The sequence below is a fragment of the Bacillus sp. GW823-FHT06A10 genome, from assembly GCF_058795375.1.
This window is the reverse complement of record NZ_JBXAHT010000002.1, coordinates 162,275-179,042: the sequence shown is the minus strand read 5'-3', so window position 1 is coordinate 179,042 and position 16,768 is coordinate 162,275. Positions and strand designations below refer to the sequence as shown.

Genomic DNA, 16,768 nt, shown 5'->3' with positions numbered 1-16,768 from the left:
TTTTTCTTCCACTTGTGGTTCTGCTACTACTTGCTGCATTGGTTGTTCTTCCACTTGTGGTTCTGCTACTACTTGCTGCACTGGGCTTTCTTCCACTTGTGATTCTACTACCACCTGCTGCATTGGCTGTTCTTCCACTTGTGGTTCTGCTACCTCTTGTTGTACTGGCTTATTCTCTACTCGTACATTAGCAGAAGGCTGCATTGCATTTGCTCTAGCTGCATGTCTTTCCATTAATCGTGTTCTATCTTGTTTCAACATAACAACATTAAATGGTACATGACGCTTTTTCTCACGTTTTGGTTCTTCTTTTTTTACAACGGGTTGTTCTTCTACGACCGGCACTTCTTCTTCAACTGATTGCTCTTCTACGACCGGTGCTTCTTCTTCAACTCGTTTATTTTCTTCTGTTTCTGCAATTAAAACATTCGCAAAGCTTTGAACATCGTTCTTTGTCTGTTCATCAGCCTCAGCTACATGTATGAATTCATTGTTTTGTTCAATTACTTCATCTTCTTGCTGAATTTCCTCAAGTGCTACAAATGTCTCTACTACAGGCGCTTTTGTTTCTGCGATCACTTCTACTTCTTCTAGCTCTTCTGTTTCCGCAATTACTTCCACTTCTTCTAACTCTTCCGTTTCCGCAATTACTTCTACTTCTTCTAGCTCTTCTGTTTCCGCAATTACTTCCACTTCTTCTAGCTCTTCCGTTTCCGCAATCACTTCTACTTCTTCTAGCTCTTCTGTTTCCGCAATTACTTCCACTTCTTCTGACTCTTCTGCTTCTGCGATTACTTCTACTTCTTCTGACTCTTCCGTTTCTGCAATTACTTCTACTTCTTCTAGCTCTTCCGTTTCCGCAATTACTTCCACTTCTTCTAGCTCTTCCGTTTCCGCAATTACTTCTACTTCTTCTAGCTCTTCTGTTTCCGCAATTACTTCTACTTCTTCTGACTCTTCCGTTTCTGCAATTACTTCCACTTCTTCTGATTCTTCTGTTTCTGCAATCACTTCTACTTCTTCTGATTCTTCTGTTTCTGCGATTACTTCCACTTCTTCTGATTCTTCTGTTTCTGCAATTACTTCTACTTCTTCTAGCTCTTCTGTTTCTGCAATCACTTCTACTTCTTCTGACTCTTCCGTTTCTGCAATCACTTCTACTTCTTCTAGCTCTTCTGTTTCTGCAATCACTTCTACTTCTTCTGACTCTTCCGTTTCTGCAATTACTTCCACTTCTTCTAGCTCTTCTGTTTCTGTAATTACTTCCACTTCTTCTAGCTCTTCTGTTTCTGTAATTACTTCCACTTCTTCTAGCTCTTCTGGTATTTCCACAATGATTGTTTCTTCAAGTTTTTCTTCTGCTTTGACAATCACTGATTCTTCTGGAGCTTGCTTTTCTACTTCAATAGTAGGTTGTTTTATTTCTGTATTACGTTTAATTTCTTCTGATAATATTGTATCCTCGTGCTCTACTTTAGAAGCTACTAATTCTTCTTGTAGATTGTTTTCGTTTAACACCACTACATCTTTTTCTAGCTTAGCACTTTCCATCTGCTCAGCTACTGTTTTATGAAGTAATTCATCCGCTGAAACTTCCTGCGGTGTACTCATTTCTTTAATCACTTCTTTTTCTTCTACTAAAGGCACTTGGCGTTCAATTTCATAACCGTTTTTCTCTAGCCATTGATCAACAACTGATTTTTCTTCTTTTTTGCTCTGTTGGCCTTTCTGTTCAACTACTTCACCTGGAGCAGAAGACGTTGCTTGTCCTTCTGAGAAATCAGATAATTTATATCCTTTTTTCTCTAACCATGCATCAACAACTGCTTTTCCCTCTACAGATATTTCAAGATCTTCTCTTTCTTTTACTTCCTCCTGCTTTTCAACCTTTTTCTCTACTGAAGGACGATTATATCCATAAATTGGCGAAATCATTTCTGTTGGACGAAATGGTCTACGGTTATTCTCTTGCGAAGGTGCAGATGCCTTTTTAACGACAGACTCCCGCACCGGTTCATATTGCACTTCCGGCTCTTCATATGTAGAAACTACCTTTTCCACATACGGTCGTCTGCTTCTTTCCACCTTTATTCCTCTTTGGGCAGTCGGTTCTTCATATGCTACTCCTTGAACAGGTTGTTCTTCAAAGCGATTTACTTCGCTTTCATCCTCTTCATCGAACCCATTATCCGGTACTAAAGGAAAACGGCATTTACCTGCATTCCTACTTGCCATTTGTGCTTCTCTTGCTTCAGTGTAGTGGTTTACACGAGGAATTTTCGGCTGACTTTCAATTTGCTTTGGTACTTCTTTATTCATCGCTGTTTGTTCTTCCTCTTTGTTAAACAGCTTTTTCATCCAATCTAACATGCTTACCACTCTTTCTACTAAATAGTAACATCCTTTATTGTATCAGCATTCGGCAAAAAGTGCAGGTAAAATTAAGCATGTCATATTTATCCACAATATTCTAATTTACGAGTGTTTTCATATGGAAAAACGCAGCCTTTCATGTAAGACTGCGCTTAAGCTTTACTCTTCCGATATGCATCTACACTATCCGTTACACTTTGCAATAAAGAATTTACATACTGCGGGTCAGATAATTTTTTATCTTCTTCCTGGTTTGACATAAACCCAAGTTCTAATAGTACGCCAGGTACTTTGGACCAATTGAATCCAGAAAGGTCATCCCTAAATTTAATTCCATTTACTTTTACTTGCTGGTTCTCCCTCATTTTATTTACAATCATTTGAGAGATTTGAAGACTTTCCGCATAAATCTCTTTCGTATACGGACTTCCTTCTGCCGGCGTCAATACAGCAAATCCACTTTCGTTTGGATTTTCAGAACCATCTGCATGAAGACGTAAAAATAAATTAGCCTTATGATTATTTGCGAATGTCGCCCGTTCTTTATTACTTATATCAACGTCTTGTGATGTTCTCGTCATTAATACTTGTATCCCTTTTGCTTCAAGCTTTTCTTTTAATAAAAAAGCCATTTCTAATACAAGTACAGCCTCTCTCTTTTTCGTCACAACACCTGTTGTACCGTCTGTCACTTTATATTTTTGCGTTGTTGCCCCTGGTCCAATTGGCTCTAAATTTAAATTCGCTTTTTGTTGATGCCCTGGATCAATAACGACGAGAAACTTTCCTTGCTTTTCATTACTCTCTACTTTTTGTTCATTATTTTGCACTGGTTGCTCAATTGGCGGCACAGTTGTAATTTCTTCTTTCTTTTCCTCGGCTGATACTTCCTCTTGCCTCTGTTCTACTTGCGATTCTTCGTTCTTTTCTTGTTCTTGCTGCTTTTCTACCGGTGCGTCTTCTTTGGTATCTTTGTTTTTCTCTTGTATAGAAGATGTAGTTTCTTTTTTCGGCTGCTCTTGTGAACAACCGGCCATATATATTCCAATGAATGCAATCATGCTCATTATTTTTATATACTTCATACTTCTCTCCCATCACTTTGCACCGGATTCAAAGTTTTTCTTATAATTGCCCTATAATCTCATCCATATTTCCAATATAAACTGGCTGCCATGTTTCTGTACCACGTTCTGCAGTATAAACTGGATAAGCGTCATCATCTATATTTACGAAAACTGGATCGCCCATATCCGTTTCATATCCAATTGCAATCCATCCTTCTTGCCACTTTCCGTGTTCTTCACTTATTAATGACTTTTTATGTTTATCATATCGGTAACCGATTTGTCCTTTTTCTAATTCACTTTCACTAAACACATATATTTCATAAGTACATAGCTCAACATCTTGCTGTTTTGAAGTTTCAATTCGTTTTAGAAGTTCTGCGATTTTTGGTTGTTGTTTCATACGTCTATCCCCTTCTATTTTTCTAAATTTTAACTAGTTTGTTTATAAAATACAATATAGATTTTAAGACAAAAGGTGACACCTTTATCATATTTACGATTTTTGGAGTATATCTATCACAACTCTCAATATATTAACGATTCAACACGAAATTTCGACTTACCAACAAAAATGACAAAAAAGAGAGGCTGCCCAAAAGGACAACCTCTCTTTTCTTATATCAATTAAAATTTAAATTCTTGTCCAACTTCAAAGCTATCTTCTAATACAAGAATACCTTTTTCTTGTGGAGCGTCTGGAAGCTCTAATTCACGTGCAGAGCAGATCATTCCAGAAGAAGGAACACCGCGAAGCTCAGCTGGCTTGATTAACATACCGCTTGGCATTACAGCACCGATTTTTGCAACGACAACTTTTTGTCCTGCATCAACGTTTGGTGCGCCACATACGATTTGTAATGTTTCTGTACCGATTTCTACTTTACAGATGTTTAACTTATCAGCATTTGGATGCTTTTCTTTTTCAGCTACATAACCTACAACAAATTTCGGAGAAAGATCTGCTTCTACTGTTTCTTCAAAGCCGTTCTTCGCTAAAATTTCGTTGATTTTCTCAACAAGCTCTTTCGTTAATGTAAGGTTACCTGTTTCTGTTACTTCTAAATAAGAAGATGCATTAAAGATGTTGAATCCTCCCGTTACGTTGCTTTCACGATCATAAACGCGAGCAACATCTCCTTTGCGATCAAAAGTACGGTTCTCTAAAGTAATATCTTGTAAGGCAACAATTAAAGTGTCACCAATTCCTTCAAGGTTGTAAAAAACGTTCACTTCGTTCATCCTTTCTCTTTTCCATCTGTCTTCTTCCGATTCTTCGCTAAAATAAAGATTGGTTCAAAGTCTCCATCTTCATATACGAATGAAAGTGATGTAATCGGAACATGCCCTTCGGCAAAAAATTTCATTGTCATTTGTGCAATAATATCATAACCGATTTCGTTAACGATATCAGCAATAATTAATACATCTTGGTGAGGAACAGCAACAACCATGTCACCAGAAATCTTTTCACGCATCGATTGTAGTAACGATTCGTTTAAAATACGCGTCGCGTCATATCCATCATTTGTGTTTAAAAAGTAGAATGTATTACCCGCTACTGTGTCTTGTTTAAATTCATAACCTAATGAACGAGCATTGAATAATGCCATTTCACGTACTTGCTGTTCTGTAAGTTCTAATTTTTGTAACAGACGCTCATCGATTAGTCGATACGTTTTATTCGAATCTAACGCATAGTAAATACGTGTTTCCGCCGTATGATCCGTCATAATAAACGGATTTCCTTCTTCTGCTTGTTTCGGGAAAGAAGTAGAGCGAATAACAGGTAAAATTTTCGCTCCGCTATTTTCTTCTTTATGCATCGCAATTAGCGCTTCTTGTACATAATAAGCAACCTCTTCAATTGCTTTTTCTTTATTCACTTCCCATTTTGCCACAACTCCTGGAAGCGATACGTTAATACCTTTTTTAGAGTCTTTCTGTTCAATACGTAGAACTTCTTTCTCGCTATCATACTGAAAGTCCCATTCTGGGCGAGATAATTTCTTCATTAACTCGTCTTTCATCTTTTTACTTGTCATCTTCATCTCTTTTTCCTCCCTTCCAAAAAAATAACCTCCCCCGCGAAGGTAGAGGTTGTTTTACAATTCAATTGGCAAATTGCCTTATTTTAAACCTTCAATAAACTCTTCGATTTGTTCTTGTGTTTTACGATCTTTGTTTACATAGCGACCAGTTTCTTCACCCTTATTGTACGCTACAAAGCTCGGAATGCCAAATACGTCTAATTTTACACATAGATCAATAAACTCATCACGATCTACATAGTAAAATGAGAAATCACTATATTTCTCTTCTACTTCTGGCATAAATGGGTCTACAAAACGGCAGTCTGGGCACCATTCTGCTGAGAACATAAAGACTACATTCTCTTCATTTTTTAATTGTTGGAATTGCTCCATGCTTTCTAATGACTTCATCTATATTTCCTCCTCTAACGAGTGCATGTTTTCATGTTATAATCTTTCTTTTATACTACCATACATCACGCATGGTGCAAGGTTTATGCTTGCTTTTCGTCATACTTATATTGCCCAACAAGTAACTTAACAACGTGTACAAATAATTCCGTGCGATCAACATAATCATCTGTAAAAATACCGATTGCACCTTCGTGACTACGAATATCTTTTCTATGTACAAACTCTTCCATCACTTCACTTAACTCCTTGCCCTCTTCAAGAGGTGCTAAAAAATCATCCGGTAACGTAATACGTGCCCCGCCGGCAACAAATATTTTACCATCACTTGTTGCTAGCGCGCCCCAATTACACATAAATAAACCGTACTCCGTTTTCATTACGCCGCCTTCTAGCCCAATACCAATTTGAGCTCCTCCTTCCTCTAGCGCTCGCTTCGCTCTATTAATCGCTCCTTGCATCGTCTCTTCATCTGAAAACGGCTGATTTGCTACTCCTGAAGGAACAGAAAGAGATGTAATTTCAGCATCTTTCCAAACCTTCTCCACAGCGCCAACCTTCGTTTTATTCTTCGATCCAACTACTACCTTCATTTCGTTCACCTCTATAAAAATTCATCATTCTATTCTAATATCCGCATCAGATACGAACTAAGCATCAACCACTACCACATATCACCAAGTCATCTATTCAGCCTAAAAAAGAAGGGTTTTTCTAGCAAAATTACCGTCTTCGAAAACAAAAACAGCCTTCCTCTCTTTTCCTATCCAGGGTCTTAATACACCATTCGAGCACCAATCAGGCACTGACCGCTCCCACCCATGGATGGGTCATCTATTCAATCTAAAAAAGAAGGGTTTTCTAACAATATTACCGTCTTCAAAAACAAAAACAGCCTTCCTCTCTTTTCCTATCTAGGGTCTTAATACACCATTCGAGCACCAATTAGGCACTGACCGTTTCCACTCATGGATGGGTCATCTATTCAAACCAAAAAAAGAAAGGCTCTTCAGCCCTTCTTCCTCTCTACGCGTTATTCTTAATTGTCTCTAACGTCGTTTTATCCGTTGCTCTTACAAGCTTCGTAATTAATTCTTTCGCCGCTGCATAATCATCAACATGTAAAATTGAAGCATGTGTATGAATGTAGCGTGCGCAAACACCAATTACTGCTGATGGGATACCAGAGTTACTTGTATGTACACGGCCCGCATCTGTACCACCTTGTGAAATAAAGTATTGGTACGGAATGTTGTTTGTTTCTGCTGTATCTAAAATGAATTCGCGCATTCCTCTATGTGTTACCATCGTGCGATCGTAAATACGAAGAAGGGCACCTTTTCCTAATTGACCGAACTGCGTTTTGTCACCAGATGCATCGTTTGCTGGACTTGCATCAAGCGCATAGAAAATGTCTGGTTGAATCATATTTGCAGCGGTTTGCGCTCCGCGAAGACCTACTTCTTCTTGTACAGTAGCACCAGAATATAATGTATTTGGTAATGTTTCATCTTTTAATTCTTTTAACAATTCGATTGCAAGACCACATCCGTAACGGTTGTCCCAAGCTTTCGCCATAATTTTCTTCTCATTTGCCATCGGTGTGAATGGGCAAATCGGCACGATTTGTTGTCCTGGTTTTACACCAATTTCAATCGCATCTTCATAACTATCTGCACCTATATCAATTAACATATTTTTTATATCCATCGGTTTTGCACGTTGCGCGTCACTTAATAAATGAGGAGGAATAGAACCAACAACCCCAATAACAGGACCATTCTTCGTCATAACTTGTACACGCTGCGCTAATAAAACTTGGCTCCACCAGCCGCCTAACGTTTGAAAACGAAGCATTCCGTTTTTCGTAATTTGCGTAACCATGAAACCTACTTCATCCATATGACCTGCTACAAGAACACGCGGGCCAGTTTCGTCCCCTTTTTTCAGACCAAATACGCTACCTAAACCGTCTTGTACAATTTCATCCGCATATTTGCTTAATTCTTGTTTCATAAAACGGCGTACATCATGTTCAAAACCTGATGCACCTTGTAATTCTGTTAACGTACGAAATAATTGCAATGTCTCTTTATTCACGAAGTCCCCTTCTTTCAAACCTTAGTAGAATACCTCTTTTATTGTAACGAAATTTTCGAAATGTTTCTAGTTTCTTCTTTTTTAGCTGTATTTGCTTTATAATTATTATTGGTACACTATTTTTATTTTATAGAATTGAGGTGAATATATGAGCTGGAAAGGTTTAGTAGCAGGTCTTGGCGTTGGGTTCGCAGCTGGTTATCTCGTTGCAAACAAAGTACAAGAACAATCCCATATTTCTTCAGAAAAAGCATTGAAAATGGTGAAACAAGCATTAAGTCATAAAGGTGAAATTACTGGCTCTTGGGTACATATGGTTCCAGAGACATTTGAAAAATATGATGTCGCATATGAAGTTTATCGCGGCGGTCTTACAACAATGTTAGATGATATACAAGAACGATTTGAATTTTTAGTTGATGCTAAAACAGGTACTGTTTTAGAGGTTATAGCAGCATAAAACGGAGGGTTCCCATTAGGTGAACCTCTTATTTTTTTGAAATTGCGGGTATTGATTAAAATTATATCAGCGTAACTCAAATTATATCGGCGATTTTTTAAATATATCGACTTACCAACAAAACCCGACAATAAAAAAGAAGCTGCTCCAATAAATATGATGGAACAACCTCCTATTTTTATGCTTCTATACTCGTTTTCCGTTCTATTTTTTCTACGATATGACCTTCCTCATTCCACTTTACTGCACGGTAATATGCGTCATGATAAAACGTAAACCATGCCTCTTTTTCAGCACCATACTTCATCCATTTTTGTTTATTTTCAATCGAGGTCATCGGATAATCATCGTATGCCATTACCCATAATACATTTTGATGCGCGTGCGTCGGCAAGAGATCTGCTAAATGTAGCATCGTTTCCCCTTGACTCTCCAAAATGATGACTGCATGTCCATCACTATGCCCACCCGTATGTGCCATCTTGATTTCATCTGTAATTTCTATTTCTTGCTGAAACGTAACAACTTGATCTACAATCGGTTCCCAATTTTCCTTCCAATATGTATTACGGGATCTAATATTTGGGTTCCTCATTTCATTCCACTCTGTTTCACTTACGTAAACTTTCGCATTTGGAAACGCTGGTACAAGGTGATCCCCATCCCATTTTGTTAGGCCAGATGCATGATCAAAATGAAGGTGTGTCATTAAAACATATTGAATATCTTCAGGCTTTAATCCCTGTTTTTCTAACGATTCATAAACCGATGATTCTTCTGTTACACCTTGATTTCGTTTCATCTTCTCATCCAACTTACCGTTTCCTATTCCTGAATCAATGAGCATATTTCCATCTTTCGTTTGTAAAAGTAACGGATCTGTTCGTAAGTAAATATGATTTGTGTCATTATGTTTATATTTACGTGACCAAAGTACTTTCGGCACAACACCAAACATTGCCCCTCCATCTAAATGTGTATTTCCGCCTTTTAACCACGTTACTTTTATATCTCCAATTTGTAACTGTTCCATTACACATCCCCCTTTCAATTAATCTTAACATAAAATTCTGATTATTTTAGATGTAAAAAAACCTATGCATTACTGCATAGGCTCTGTACGATATTTTGCTTCAACTCGGTAAATACGATGACCTTTACTAGAGAATTTCTCTTCGTATTCAGTCATGATGTTACCTTCAAAGTCGCTGTTATGAAGATCTAAGCTTAAGTAAGTTAGTAACATACCATACTCAGCCATACTCATAAGAGAATATTCAAATAAACCTTGGTTATCTGTTTTGAAATGAATTTCTCCGCCTTCTACTAACACTTCTTCATAATTGCGTAAAAACGTTTTATACGTTAAACGACGCTTCGTATGACGCTTCTTTGGCCATGGATCTGAGAAGTTTAAATAAACGCGATCAATCTCACCTTTTGCAAAGAAAACTGTTAAATCTTCAGCATCTTTATTAATTAACTTTAAGTTCGGCACTTCTTCTTCAATTAATTTATCAAGTGCATCTACAACAACACTTGTGAATTTTTCAATTCCAATATAATTAATATGTGGATTCGCTTTTGCCATATCATACATAAAGCGGCCACGCCCTGTACCTACTTCAATATGAATTGGTTGTTCATTTCCAAATACTTCTTTCCAGTTACCAGCGCGCTCCTCTGGGTTTCCGATTACGATATGTGAATACTCGTTAATTCGATCCATTGCATATGGTTTATGTCTTAAACGCATAGATGTCTCCCTCTCTTTACAAAACTATTTTAAAGGAATAATTCCTTCTTTCTTTTTTTAATCAATCTACCAAACAAAAAACCAAGTACGTACGAGCACTCGGTCCGTTTCTTTCAAGTATAAGATGTACCATTTTGATAAAAACTACATACAGCATTAAACATTCCATGACGAAACAGCTTTTTCTCTTACATTTGAAGAGAAAAACAATCGAAAGGATGATCCGTTCATGCCAATTAATCAACAACATCAATTAGAAGTGCTGAAAGATATTTTAGTCAACCACCAAAGTGATTGCTGCGGGACAGTTTCAGAATGCGAGCAATTAGAGCGCCTCATTCAATCGTTACTCGCAAACGATAATATAAGTAGTGACGCTAAAACAATGCTAAACGATGTATATTCTTATAGTCAATCGGGTAAATCTTCCTCTAATTTGGACAACCATATTTCCAATAATCAAGAACAACTTACTCAGTGGATTGCTGGAATGGACAATTTTTCTTAAGTATTATTCTGAAGCAAGTAGTTGCTGTAAATATTGATGCCAATATTCAGCTTCTGCTTGCTGTTTTTTTGTTGTATGCCATTGAATAGACAAAATCGTTTGTGCTATCACATACCATCTCATGCGCCTAAGCAGCGATTCATCCATTTCAATATCATAAAAACCGAGCCACTCACTCCACTCCTGGCGCGGAATGTACCAATATAATAACATACCAAGGTCTAGAGCTGGGTCAGCAATTACAGCTCCATCCCAATCAATTAAAAACAACTCATCTTCATCCGACAATATCCAGTTGTTATGGTTTACATCACAATGGCATACAACGAATTCATTGTATTCAATAGCTTTTAATGAATCCATTAAATATTGAAGGCCTTGCTGAATTGTTTCATCATCCCTTATATCTCCTCTTAAAACGAGTTGCAGTTGTTGTAATAACTCTTGTGCGTGAAGCGGTTGCTTCCCAAGTCTTTGAATCATCTGTACAAGCGCTTTAGAGGAGTGAATTTTCTTCAAAAGTTTCGCAACACGTTCTAGTTTCATATCCTCTGGCTCTAACTTCTGTCCCGGAAGCCATTTTTGAGCAGAAATTACATCACCGTTCGTTACCCTTCTTGTCCAAAGTAATTTTGGAACAATTCCTTCTGCTGACAATACCGCTAAAAAGGGCGATGTATTCCGCTTTAAAAATAACTTCTGTTGTCCGTTTTGCGCAATATATGCATCGCCCGTTACTCCACCAGCCGGTACAAGACTCCACTCTTTTCCTAATAATTGTTCCAACCATTCCATATTCATTACCCGTTAACAAATCCTTATCTTTTATAGTTATGAAAAGAAAAACCGCAACATTTCTACACATGTTGTGGATTCATATATTTTACTGTAAATGAAAAGAAAAATTAGCCTCAGCCAAAAATTCTCTATTTTATTTTACAAAACCTGTCATAGAATGACAACTTATCAAAATCGTCACCTTTGTCAATTCTACATTTATTACATTCTCATCGTCAAGTAGCGATTTGTCACATTATCGTCAATATATACGTGCTAATTGGAGCGAGCCTAAGTTCCTTTCCTCTAAATGAAGAAATTGGCTCTATTTTCGCTTGCTTTTCGTCTACTATCACATGCCACGTTTCTTCTTTCGGAAGTTGCACAGTTTTAGCTTCTAAACCGCTATTAAATAAAACGACAATCTCTTTCCACGACCCAAACGATTCTGCATGCTCTAGGTGATATGCAAGTACTTCTGTAGATGTTTGTAAAAAAGTCATATGTTTTTTTATAAGGTCTGCGTTTTGTAATCGGAATGCCCCATGCTCTTTACGAATCGCAATTAAACCTTTTATATAGTTAACGGTCTCTATTTCTTTCTCTTTTTGATCCCAATCTAATTGATTGATCTCATCATTTGCATTATAGCTATTTTCATTTCCTTTCTTCGTACGATAAAACTCTTGTCCTGCATGTAAGAAAGGAATACCTTGTGAAAGAATAACCATTGCGCTCGCTAGCAGGTGACGTTTTTTCAAAATCGCTTCTGATTCTTCATTACTGCGCACTAGTTTATCCCACATCGTCATATTATCATGACATTCTACATAGTTAATGCTTTGCGCCGGCTCTAGAAACAGCCCTGTTTCTTTCATACTTAAAAGACTTCCTGCTGCAATATACTGCAAATGATTACAGTCTACATGCCCACCAAATGCAAAACCACGCTTATTTATATGAAATGTACTCCCTTTTATCCCATCACGAAATTGATCATTAAACTGCGCCATATGTGGCATTTTCTTCGCATTATTTAACGTTGCTTTTTCCTCACGAGGAAGCGGTGTTTGTAAATCCCATCCTTCTCCTAATAACAAAGCATCTCGTTTTATGTTTCGCACTTCTTTTTCTATCATATTCATTGTATCAACATCTAAAATTCCCATTAAGTCGAATCGGAATCCATCGACATTGTATTCAGTAAGCCAATATAAAATAGACTCTACAATGAATTTCCTCATCATTTTCCGTTCAGATGCTATATCATTTCCGACTCCCGTCCCATTAGAAGGCATACCATCTTCACCATGACGAAAATAGTATCCTGGAACAAGCTTTTCAAATGATGATAGCTCTCTTTCATAAACATGATTATATACAACATCTATAATTACCCTAATGCCATGCTCATGAAATGTCTCGATCAACTGTTTACACTCTACTATCCTGTTATACGGATCAGAGGGATTTGTAGCATAAAATCCTGTTGGTGCATTGTAATATAATGGATTATACCCCCAATTATAGGCAGATGAAGGATTCGCCTCATCTACACCACCGAAACAATATAACGGTAATAGTTCAACATGTGTAACACCTAAATCTTTTATATGAGACAACCCTGTTAAAGTCCCGTTCCGTCCTGTTGTTCCCTCTTCCATCAATCCTTTATATGTTCCCTTTTGAATCACTCCACTATTTTGATGTATAGTCGCATCACGAATATGCAGTTCATACAATATGGCATCTGTCATTGATTGTAATGGTGGTAATCCTTCTCTTCTTGTTACATTCGTTTTTTCTAAATCGATAACAACACCGTGTTTTCCGTTTACCGTCACCGACTTTGCATAAGGATCTACAGCTTCGTTCCATATTAAATTAATACAAACAAGAAATGTATAGCGTGCTCCGTCTAAATCACCTTGTAATGTTTGAATCCAAACTCCGTTTTCTCCCCTGTACATTTCATGATCGGCATATTCTTTATCGCTCTTATAAATTCTTACTTTCGCAAGCCTTGCAGTTGGGGCCCATACTTTAAATGTCGTTTCTTCTTTTTGATACACAGCACCTAAATCTGTACCTTCGTAATAATACTTTTCATCGAAAATTGTTGTTCGAATAACAGCACCTATTTGTAAATCCGTTTCTTCATTCCGTTCATCTCGTACTGTATAATACTTTCCCACATCTAGCGGCTCTTCTATAAAGCACTCATACTTCGTTGCATCTGGAAGCGCAATCGTATGAGCAATCGGTAAATCTTTCACATTACTTCCTTCTTGCAAACGAAATGTCCGACTTGTTCCATACGCATGTGGGAGCAAAATTGTAATTTTATTCATTTCATCTAAATAGGCATCAAATGGACGTTTTACTTTCAACATAAAAAAATCACCATCATTCTCAAAGTTAAAATAAAGTGAAACTTTAATGAGCGAGATAAAATGAGCTGCAAATGATAAGGCTTTTCTTATCAACAAGACTCTATACAGTAACTCCATTCTTCTCTATAGTATATTCACCTGCATAAAAAACGTTTTCACCATTCTATTTTTGTAATTTTATTTCAGCAATCGATTTATACTTCGGGGTTTCTTTCACGTGGGATTCGTATAAAGTAATTGTATCTGCTTGAAATGATATTTCAGGGACTTCTTTTATACTTTCTAAATGAAACTTTTCTTCTCCTATCCATTTACGAGCAACAGTAATATGCGGATGATATGGGCGTGTTTCTAGAGAAAATCCATTTTCTTCACAAATGGCATGTACTTGCTTTTGCAACTGAAACAAATCGTGATTCTCACTTACCTTCGCCCAAAAAATACGGGGCTGATCTTCTCTACCAAACGTTGAAAAACCTTGTAACGTGAACGATAGTTCTTTTGTTTTTGTAAGTGTTTGTAATCCATTCTTTATCCCTTTTAACTGTTCTTCTGTCGCACCTCCTAAAAAGGAAAGGGTAATATGATAATCTTCCTTATGTACCCACGAGCGAAATGGTAATTCCTCATTCGTATCCTCTTTATAGTTAGACAGCACTTCTTTTATATGATTTGGTAAAGTAATTGCGACAAAATAATGCCTATCCATGTACACCGTCTCCTTCTTTCTATTGTTGCTTTTCTTTCTTATCTCATTCAATTAAAAAGAAGCCGCCCTCTAAAGTAGAGAGCGGTCATTATTCATATATCGGCGATTAAAGTTTCACTTTACTTTGCTAATTCATGAATTGCTTGAGCGTAAATTGCTGTTGCTTTTAATAAGTCTTCAATTTCAATGTACTCATCTTTTTGATGCGCAAGTTCTTCTTTTCCAGGGAATAGCGGTCCAAATGCCACACCAGCTTTTAATGAGCGAGCATAAGTACCTCCGCCGATTGCTAACAATTCAGCTTTTTCACCTGTTTGTTCTTCATACACACGTTGCAACGTACGGATTAACTCGTGATCTTTATCAACGTGATGCGGACGAGAGTTAGAATAGTCTGCTACTGCAAATCCATACGTACCTACATATTCTTTTAACTTTGCAATCATTTCTTCAAAGTTAGTCGTAACTGGGTAACGTACGTTTAATCCTAAATTACCACCATTCTCTTTCGTATAAGAAAGGCGACCAACATTCACTGTTAATGGACCGCTAATTTCATCTTTATAAGCAATAGTAGCTTTTTCACCAAAAATATCACCAGTAAATGTTTCTGTTGCAAATGTCGCAAATGCAGTTGCTTTTCCATCAAGTGAAACTGTAGTTAAGAAGTTTGCTAATAATAAACCTGCATTTTCTCCTTTTTCAGGAGTAGATCCGTGCGCTGAAATTCCTTCTATTTGCAACGTCACTGTATTGCCTTCTATAGTCGATTTCCCTATTTTTTTAGCAGTTTGTAAATACTCTTCATATGCTACTGTAAGTGCATTTACATCTTCTCCTGTAATAACCGCTTCTGCAAAATCAGGAACCATATTTAAACGGCGCCCTGAATCAAATGAAACAAGTTCATATGTACCTTTTTTCTCTTCACTATCATTTTGCACAACTTGTATATCAGAAATTCCTTTTTCTGCATTAATAATTGGAAAGTCTGCATCTGGTGCAAAACCGATTGTTGGCATTTCTTCGTTTTTAAAGTAGTGATCTACACATTTCCAATTGCTTTCCTCATCTGTTCCTATAATCATACGAACACGTTTTGAAAGAGGTAAGCCTAATTCTTTCACAATTTTCATCGCATAATATGCTGCCATCGTTGGGCCTTTATCGTCAATTGCACCACGTGCAAAAATCTTTCCGTCGCGAATATCCGCACTATACGCAGGAGTCGTCCAGCCATCTCCTTCTGGTACAACATCAACGTGACAAAGAATACCTACTAACTCTTCTCCTTGTCCCATTTCAAGATGACCTGCATATCCTTCTAAATTTTTAGAAGCAAAACCTTCAGCTTCTCCTTTATGTAACATGAAAGATAGCGCTTTTTCTACACCTTCACCGAATGGTGCGCCTTCTTTCGCGGATTCTTCTTCCCATACACTTTTAATTTGTAAAAATTGTTGTGTATCACGAATTAAATCATCTTTTCGTTTTGCAACTTCTTCAGTCCAATTAATCGCTGACATCACGCATCCATCCTTCACTATATTATCTCTTTCATCATAGCAAACCGAAATCCCTTATGCCATACACGAAAACTAAATACCGAACAATTGTAATATTTCAGACATTTCTTATTAGTTTTTCTTTTATTTTTTCAAAAAAATTTGCAGGAATTTGGCGTTTTACGTAGAATTTTATGTGTTAGTTGACTGACCATATATACAATGTCAACTACCAATATTTTTCTATATAAATATTTGTTAAACTTTTGTAAAATTTAAGTAGATTAAAGCATGAATTTTATCATGTAGAGTACAATGGTAGTAACGACCTTCTTTCCTGAATGGGGTCAAAAAAACTAGTAGAGGAGTGGTTTTCTCTTGAAACCTACAACTACTCGTATGCTAACACGCATTAAATCAATTTATATGTACATCAATGAAAACGGAACGGTAACGACGAAAGACCTTGTAGATGAGTTCGGGATCACACCGCGAACGATACAACGTGATCTAAATGTGTTGCAGTTTAATGAACTCGTGTATAGCCCTTGCCGCGGTAAGTGGACAACAACAGGAAAGAAAGTGAGAATGACCTCATAACGAAAAATAATTGTATGTAAATAAATACATACCCCTTTCTAACTATTAGAAAGGGGTTTTTTCTGTACCTATAAAG

At 37.1% G+C, this 16,768-nt stretch carries 16 protein-coding genes and 1 pseudogene; 3 read left to right on the top strand and 14 right to left on the bottom strand.

Features of this window, described 5'->3' with window-relative positions:
- The 8 genes and pseudogenes from AC1Q8M_RS15675 to AC1Q8M_RS15640 all read right to left on the bottom strand — a co-directional run.
- Positions 1 to 2,370 (bottom strand): annotated as a pseudogene (locus AC1Q8M_RS15675) (DNA translocase FtsK); the annotation flags it as partial.
- A gap of 155 nt (positions 2,371 to 2,525) precedes the next feature.
- Positions 2,526 to 3,458 carry an N-acetylmuramoyl-L-alanine amidase gene (locus AC1Q8M_RS15670; protein ID WP_492334162.1) on the bottom strand — a complete coding sequence of 311 codons (933 nt, stop codon included), beginning with the start codon at positions 3,456 to 3,458 and terminating at the stop codon, positions 2,526 to 2,528.
- A gap of 40 nt (positions 3,459 to 3,498) precedes the next feature.
- On the bottom strand, positions 3,499 to 3,843 hold the full coding sequence (locus tag AC1Q8M_RS15665; protein WP_000813341.1) for a hypothetical protein: 345 nt from the start codon (positions 3,841 to 3,843) through the stop codon (positions 3,499 to 3,501).
- A gap of 224 nt (positions 3,844 to 4,067) precedes the next feature.
- The gene (gene ytpR, locus AC1Q8M_RS15660) at positions 4,068 to 4,682 is read right to left on the bottom strand and encodes a YtpR family tRNA-binding protein (protein WP_001006777.1); all 615 of its coding nucleotides are present in this window, start codon (positions 4,680 to 4,682) and stop codon (positions 4,068 to 4,070) included.
- Positions 4,679 to 5,491 carry a DUF1444 domain-containing protein gene (locus AC1Q8M_RS15655; protein WP_000784605.1) on the bottom strand — a complete coding sequence of 271 codons (813 nt, stop codon included), beginning with the start codon at positions 5,489 to 5,491 and terminating at the stop codon, positions 4,679 to 4,681. Before AC1Q8M_RS15655 ends, ytpR begins: the two co-directional genes overlap by 4 nt.
- 78 nt (positions 5,492 to 5,569) lie before the next feature.
- Positions 5,570 to 5,884: a thioredoxin family protein gene (locus tag AC1Q8M_RS15650; protein ID WP_000838193.1), complete on the bottom strand. Its 315-nt coding sequence runs from the start codon at positions 5,882 to 5,884 to the stop codon at positions 5,570 to 5,572.
- 83 nt (positions 5,885 to 5,967) lie between these two features.
- Entirely contained in the window at positions 5,968 to 6,477 is a 510-nt protein-coding gene (locus AC1Q8M_RS15645) for a DUF84 family protein (RefSeq protein ID WP_000869932.1), read from the bottom strand.
- A gap of 433 nt (positions 6,478 to 6,910) precedes the next feature.
- Positions 6,911 to 7,984 (bottom strand): M42 family metallopeptidase, encoded by a 1,074-nt coding sequence (locus AC1Q8M_RS15640; RefSeq protein ID WP_001031516.1) that lies wholly within the window; start codon positions 7,982 to 7,984, stop codon positions 6,911 to 6,913.
- A 148-nt stretch (positions 7,985 to 8,132) separates the two neighbouring features.
- Between AC1Q8M_RS15640 and AC1Q8M_RS15635 the strand changes: the two genes are divergently transcribed.
- Positions 8,133 to 8,444, top strand: a complete 312-nt coding sequence (locus AC1Q8M_RS15635) for a PepSY domain-containing protein (RefSeq protein WP_000118541.1) — start codon at positions 8,133 to 8,135, stop codon at positions 8,442 to 8,444.
- Between the two features lie 178 nt (positions 8,445 to 8,622).
- On the opposite strand, the gene AC1Q8M_RS15630 is transcribed toward AC1Q8M_RS15635, so the two are convergent.
- Complete coding sequence (locus tag AC1Q8M_RS15630; RefSeq protein ID WP_000436840.1) at positions 8,623 to 9,477, bottom strand: YtnP family quorum-quenching lactonase; 855 nt, start codon at positions 9,475 to 9,477, stop codon at positions 8,623 to 8,625.
- A gap of 69 nt (positions 9,478 to 9,546) precedes the next feature.
- Complete coding sequence (gene trmB / locus AC1Q8M_RS15625) at positions 9,547 to 10,200, bottom strand: tRNA (guanosine(46)-N7)-methyltransferase TrmB (RefSeq protein ID WP_001239383.1); 654 nt, start codon at positions 10,198 to 10,200, stop codon at positions 9,547 to 9,549.
- Positions 10,201 to 10,429: 229 nt separating this feature from the next.
- Here trmB and AC1Q8M_RS15620 point away from each other — a divergent pair, with 229 nt between their 5' ends.
- Positions 10,430 to 10,708, top strand: coding sequence for a YtzH-like family protein (locus AC1Q8M_RS15620; protein ID WP_001122235.1), 279 nt, complete (start codon positions 10,430 to 10,432; stop codon positions 10,706 to 10,708).
- A 3-nt stretch (positions 10,709 to 10,711) separates the two neighbouring features.
- Here AC1Q8M_RS15620 and AC1Q8M_RS15615 read toward each other — a convergent pair whose 3' ends face one another.
- The 4 genes from AC1Q8M_RS15615 to pepV all read right to left on the bottom strand — a co-directional run bounded on the left by AC1Q8M_RS15615 (position 10,712) and on the right by pepV (position 16,113).
- Positions 10,712 to 11,509, bottom strand: a complete 798-nt coding sequence (locus AC1Q8M_RS15615; RefSeq protein ID WP_002094168.1) for a phosphotransferase family protein — start codon at positions 11,507 to 11,509, stop codon at positions 10,712 to 10,714.
- A gap of 227 nt (positions 11,510 to 11,736) precedes the next feature.
- Positions 11,737 to 13,878: a type I pullulanase gene (gene pulA, locus AC1Q8M_RS15610; RefSeq protein WP_098855689.1), complete on the bottom strand. Its 2,142-nt coding sequence runs from the start codon at positions 13,876 to 13,878 to the stop codon at positions 11,737 to 11,739.
- Between the two features lie 163 nt (positions 13,879 to 14,041).
- A complete protein-coding gene (gene thpR, locus AC1Q8M_RS15605; protein WP_000373841.1) occupies positions 14,042 to 14,587 on the bottom strand; it encodes an RNA 2',3'-cyclic phosphodiesterase in 546 nt (181 codons plus the stop codon).
- Positions 14,588 to 14,706: 119 nt separating this feature from the next.
- A complete protein-coding gene (pepV, locus tag AC1Q8M_RS15600; RefSeq protein ID WP_097946334.1) occupies positions 14,707 to 16,113 on the bottom strand; it encodes a dipeptidase PepV in 1,407 nt (468 codons plus the stop codon).
- A gap of 357 nt (positions 16,114 to 16,470) precedes the next feature.
- Between pepV and AC1Q8M_RS15595 the strand changes: the two genes are divergently transcribed.
- Positions 16,471 to 16,692, top strand: coding sequence for a DeoR family transcriptional regulator (locus AC1Q8M_RS15595; RefSeq protein ID WP_000805512.1), 222 nt, complete (start codon positions 16,471 to 16,473; stop codon positions 16,690 to 16,692).
- Positions 16,693 to 16,768 lie beyond the last annotated feature (76 nt).

Excerpts from the sequence above, each read along its gene's own strand:
- AC1Q8M_RS15670 (WP_492334162.1), bottom strand. The coding sequence starts at position 3,458 with ATGAAGTATATAAAAATAATGAGCATGATTGCATTCATTGGAATATAT.
- AC1Q8M_RS15665 (WP_000813341.1), bottom strand. The coding sequence starts at position 3,843 with ATGAAACAACAACCAAAAATCGCAGAACTTCTAAAACGAATTGAAACT.
- ytpR (WP_001006777.1), bottom strand. The coding sequence starts at position 4,682 with ATGAACGAAGTGAACGTTTTTTACAACCTTGAAGGAATTGGTGACACT.
- AC1Q8M_RS15655 (WP_000784605.1), bottom strand. The coding sequence starts at position 5,491 with ATGAAGATGACAAGTAAAAAGATGAAAGACGAGTTAATGAAGAAATTA.
- AC1Q8M_RS15650 (WP_000838193.1), bottom strand. The coding sequence starts at position 5,884 with ATGAAGTCATTAGAAAGCATGGAGCAATTCCAACAATTAAAAAATGAA.
- AC1Q8M_RS15645 (WP_000869932.1), bottom strand. The coding sequence starts at position 6,477 with ATGAAGGTAGTAGTTGGATCGAAGAATAAAACGAAGGTTGGCGCTGTG.
- AC1Q8M_RS15635 (WP_000118541.1), top strand. The coding sequence starts at position 8,133 with ATGAGCTGGAAAGGTTTAGTAGCAGGTCTTGGCGTTGGGTTCGCAGCT.
- AC1Q8M_RS15630 (WP_000436840.1), bottom strand. The coding sequence starts at position 9,477 with ATGGAACAGTTACAAATTGGAGATATAAAAGTAACGTGGTTAAAAGGC.
- trmB (WP_001239383.1), bottom strand. The coding sequence starts at position 10,200 with ATGCGTTTAAGACATAAACCATATGCAATGGATCGAATTAACGAGTAT.
- AC1Q8M_RS15620 (WP_001122235.1), top strand. The coding sequence starts at position 10,430 with ATGCCAATTAATCAACAACATCAATTAGAAGTGCTGAAAGATATTTTA.
- AC1Q8M_RS15615 (WP_002094168.1), bottom strand. The coding sequence starts at position 11,509 with ATGAATATGGAATGGTTGGAACAATTATTAGGAAAAGAGTGGAGTCTT.
- pulA (WP_098855689.1), bottom strand. The coding sequence starts at position 13,878 with ATGTTGAAAGTAAAACGTCCATTTGATGCCTATTTAGATGAAATGAAT.
- thpR (WP_000373841.1), bottom strand. The coding sequence starts at position 14,587 with ATGGATAGGCATTATTTTGTCGCAATTACTTTACCAAATCATATAAAA.
- pepV (WP_097946334.1), bottom strand. The coding sequence starts at position 16,113 with ATGTCAGCGATTAATTGGACTGAAGAAGTTGCAAAACGAAAAGATGAT.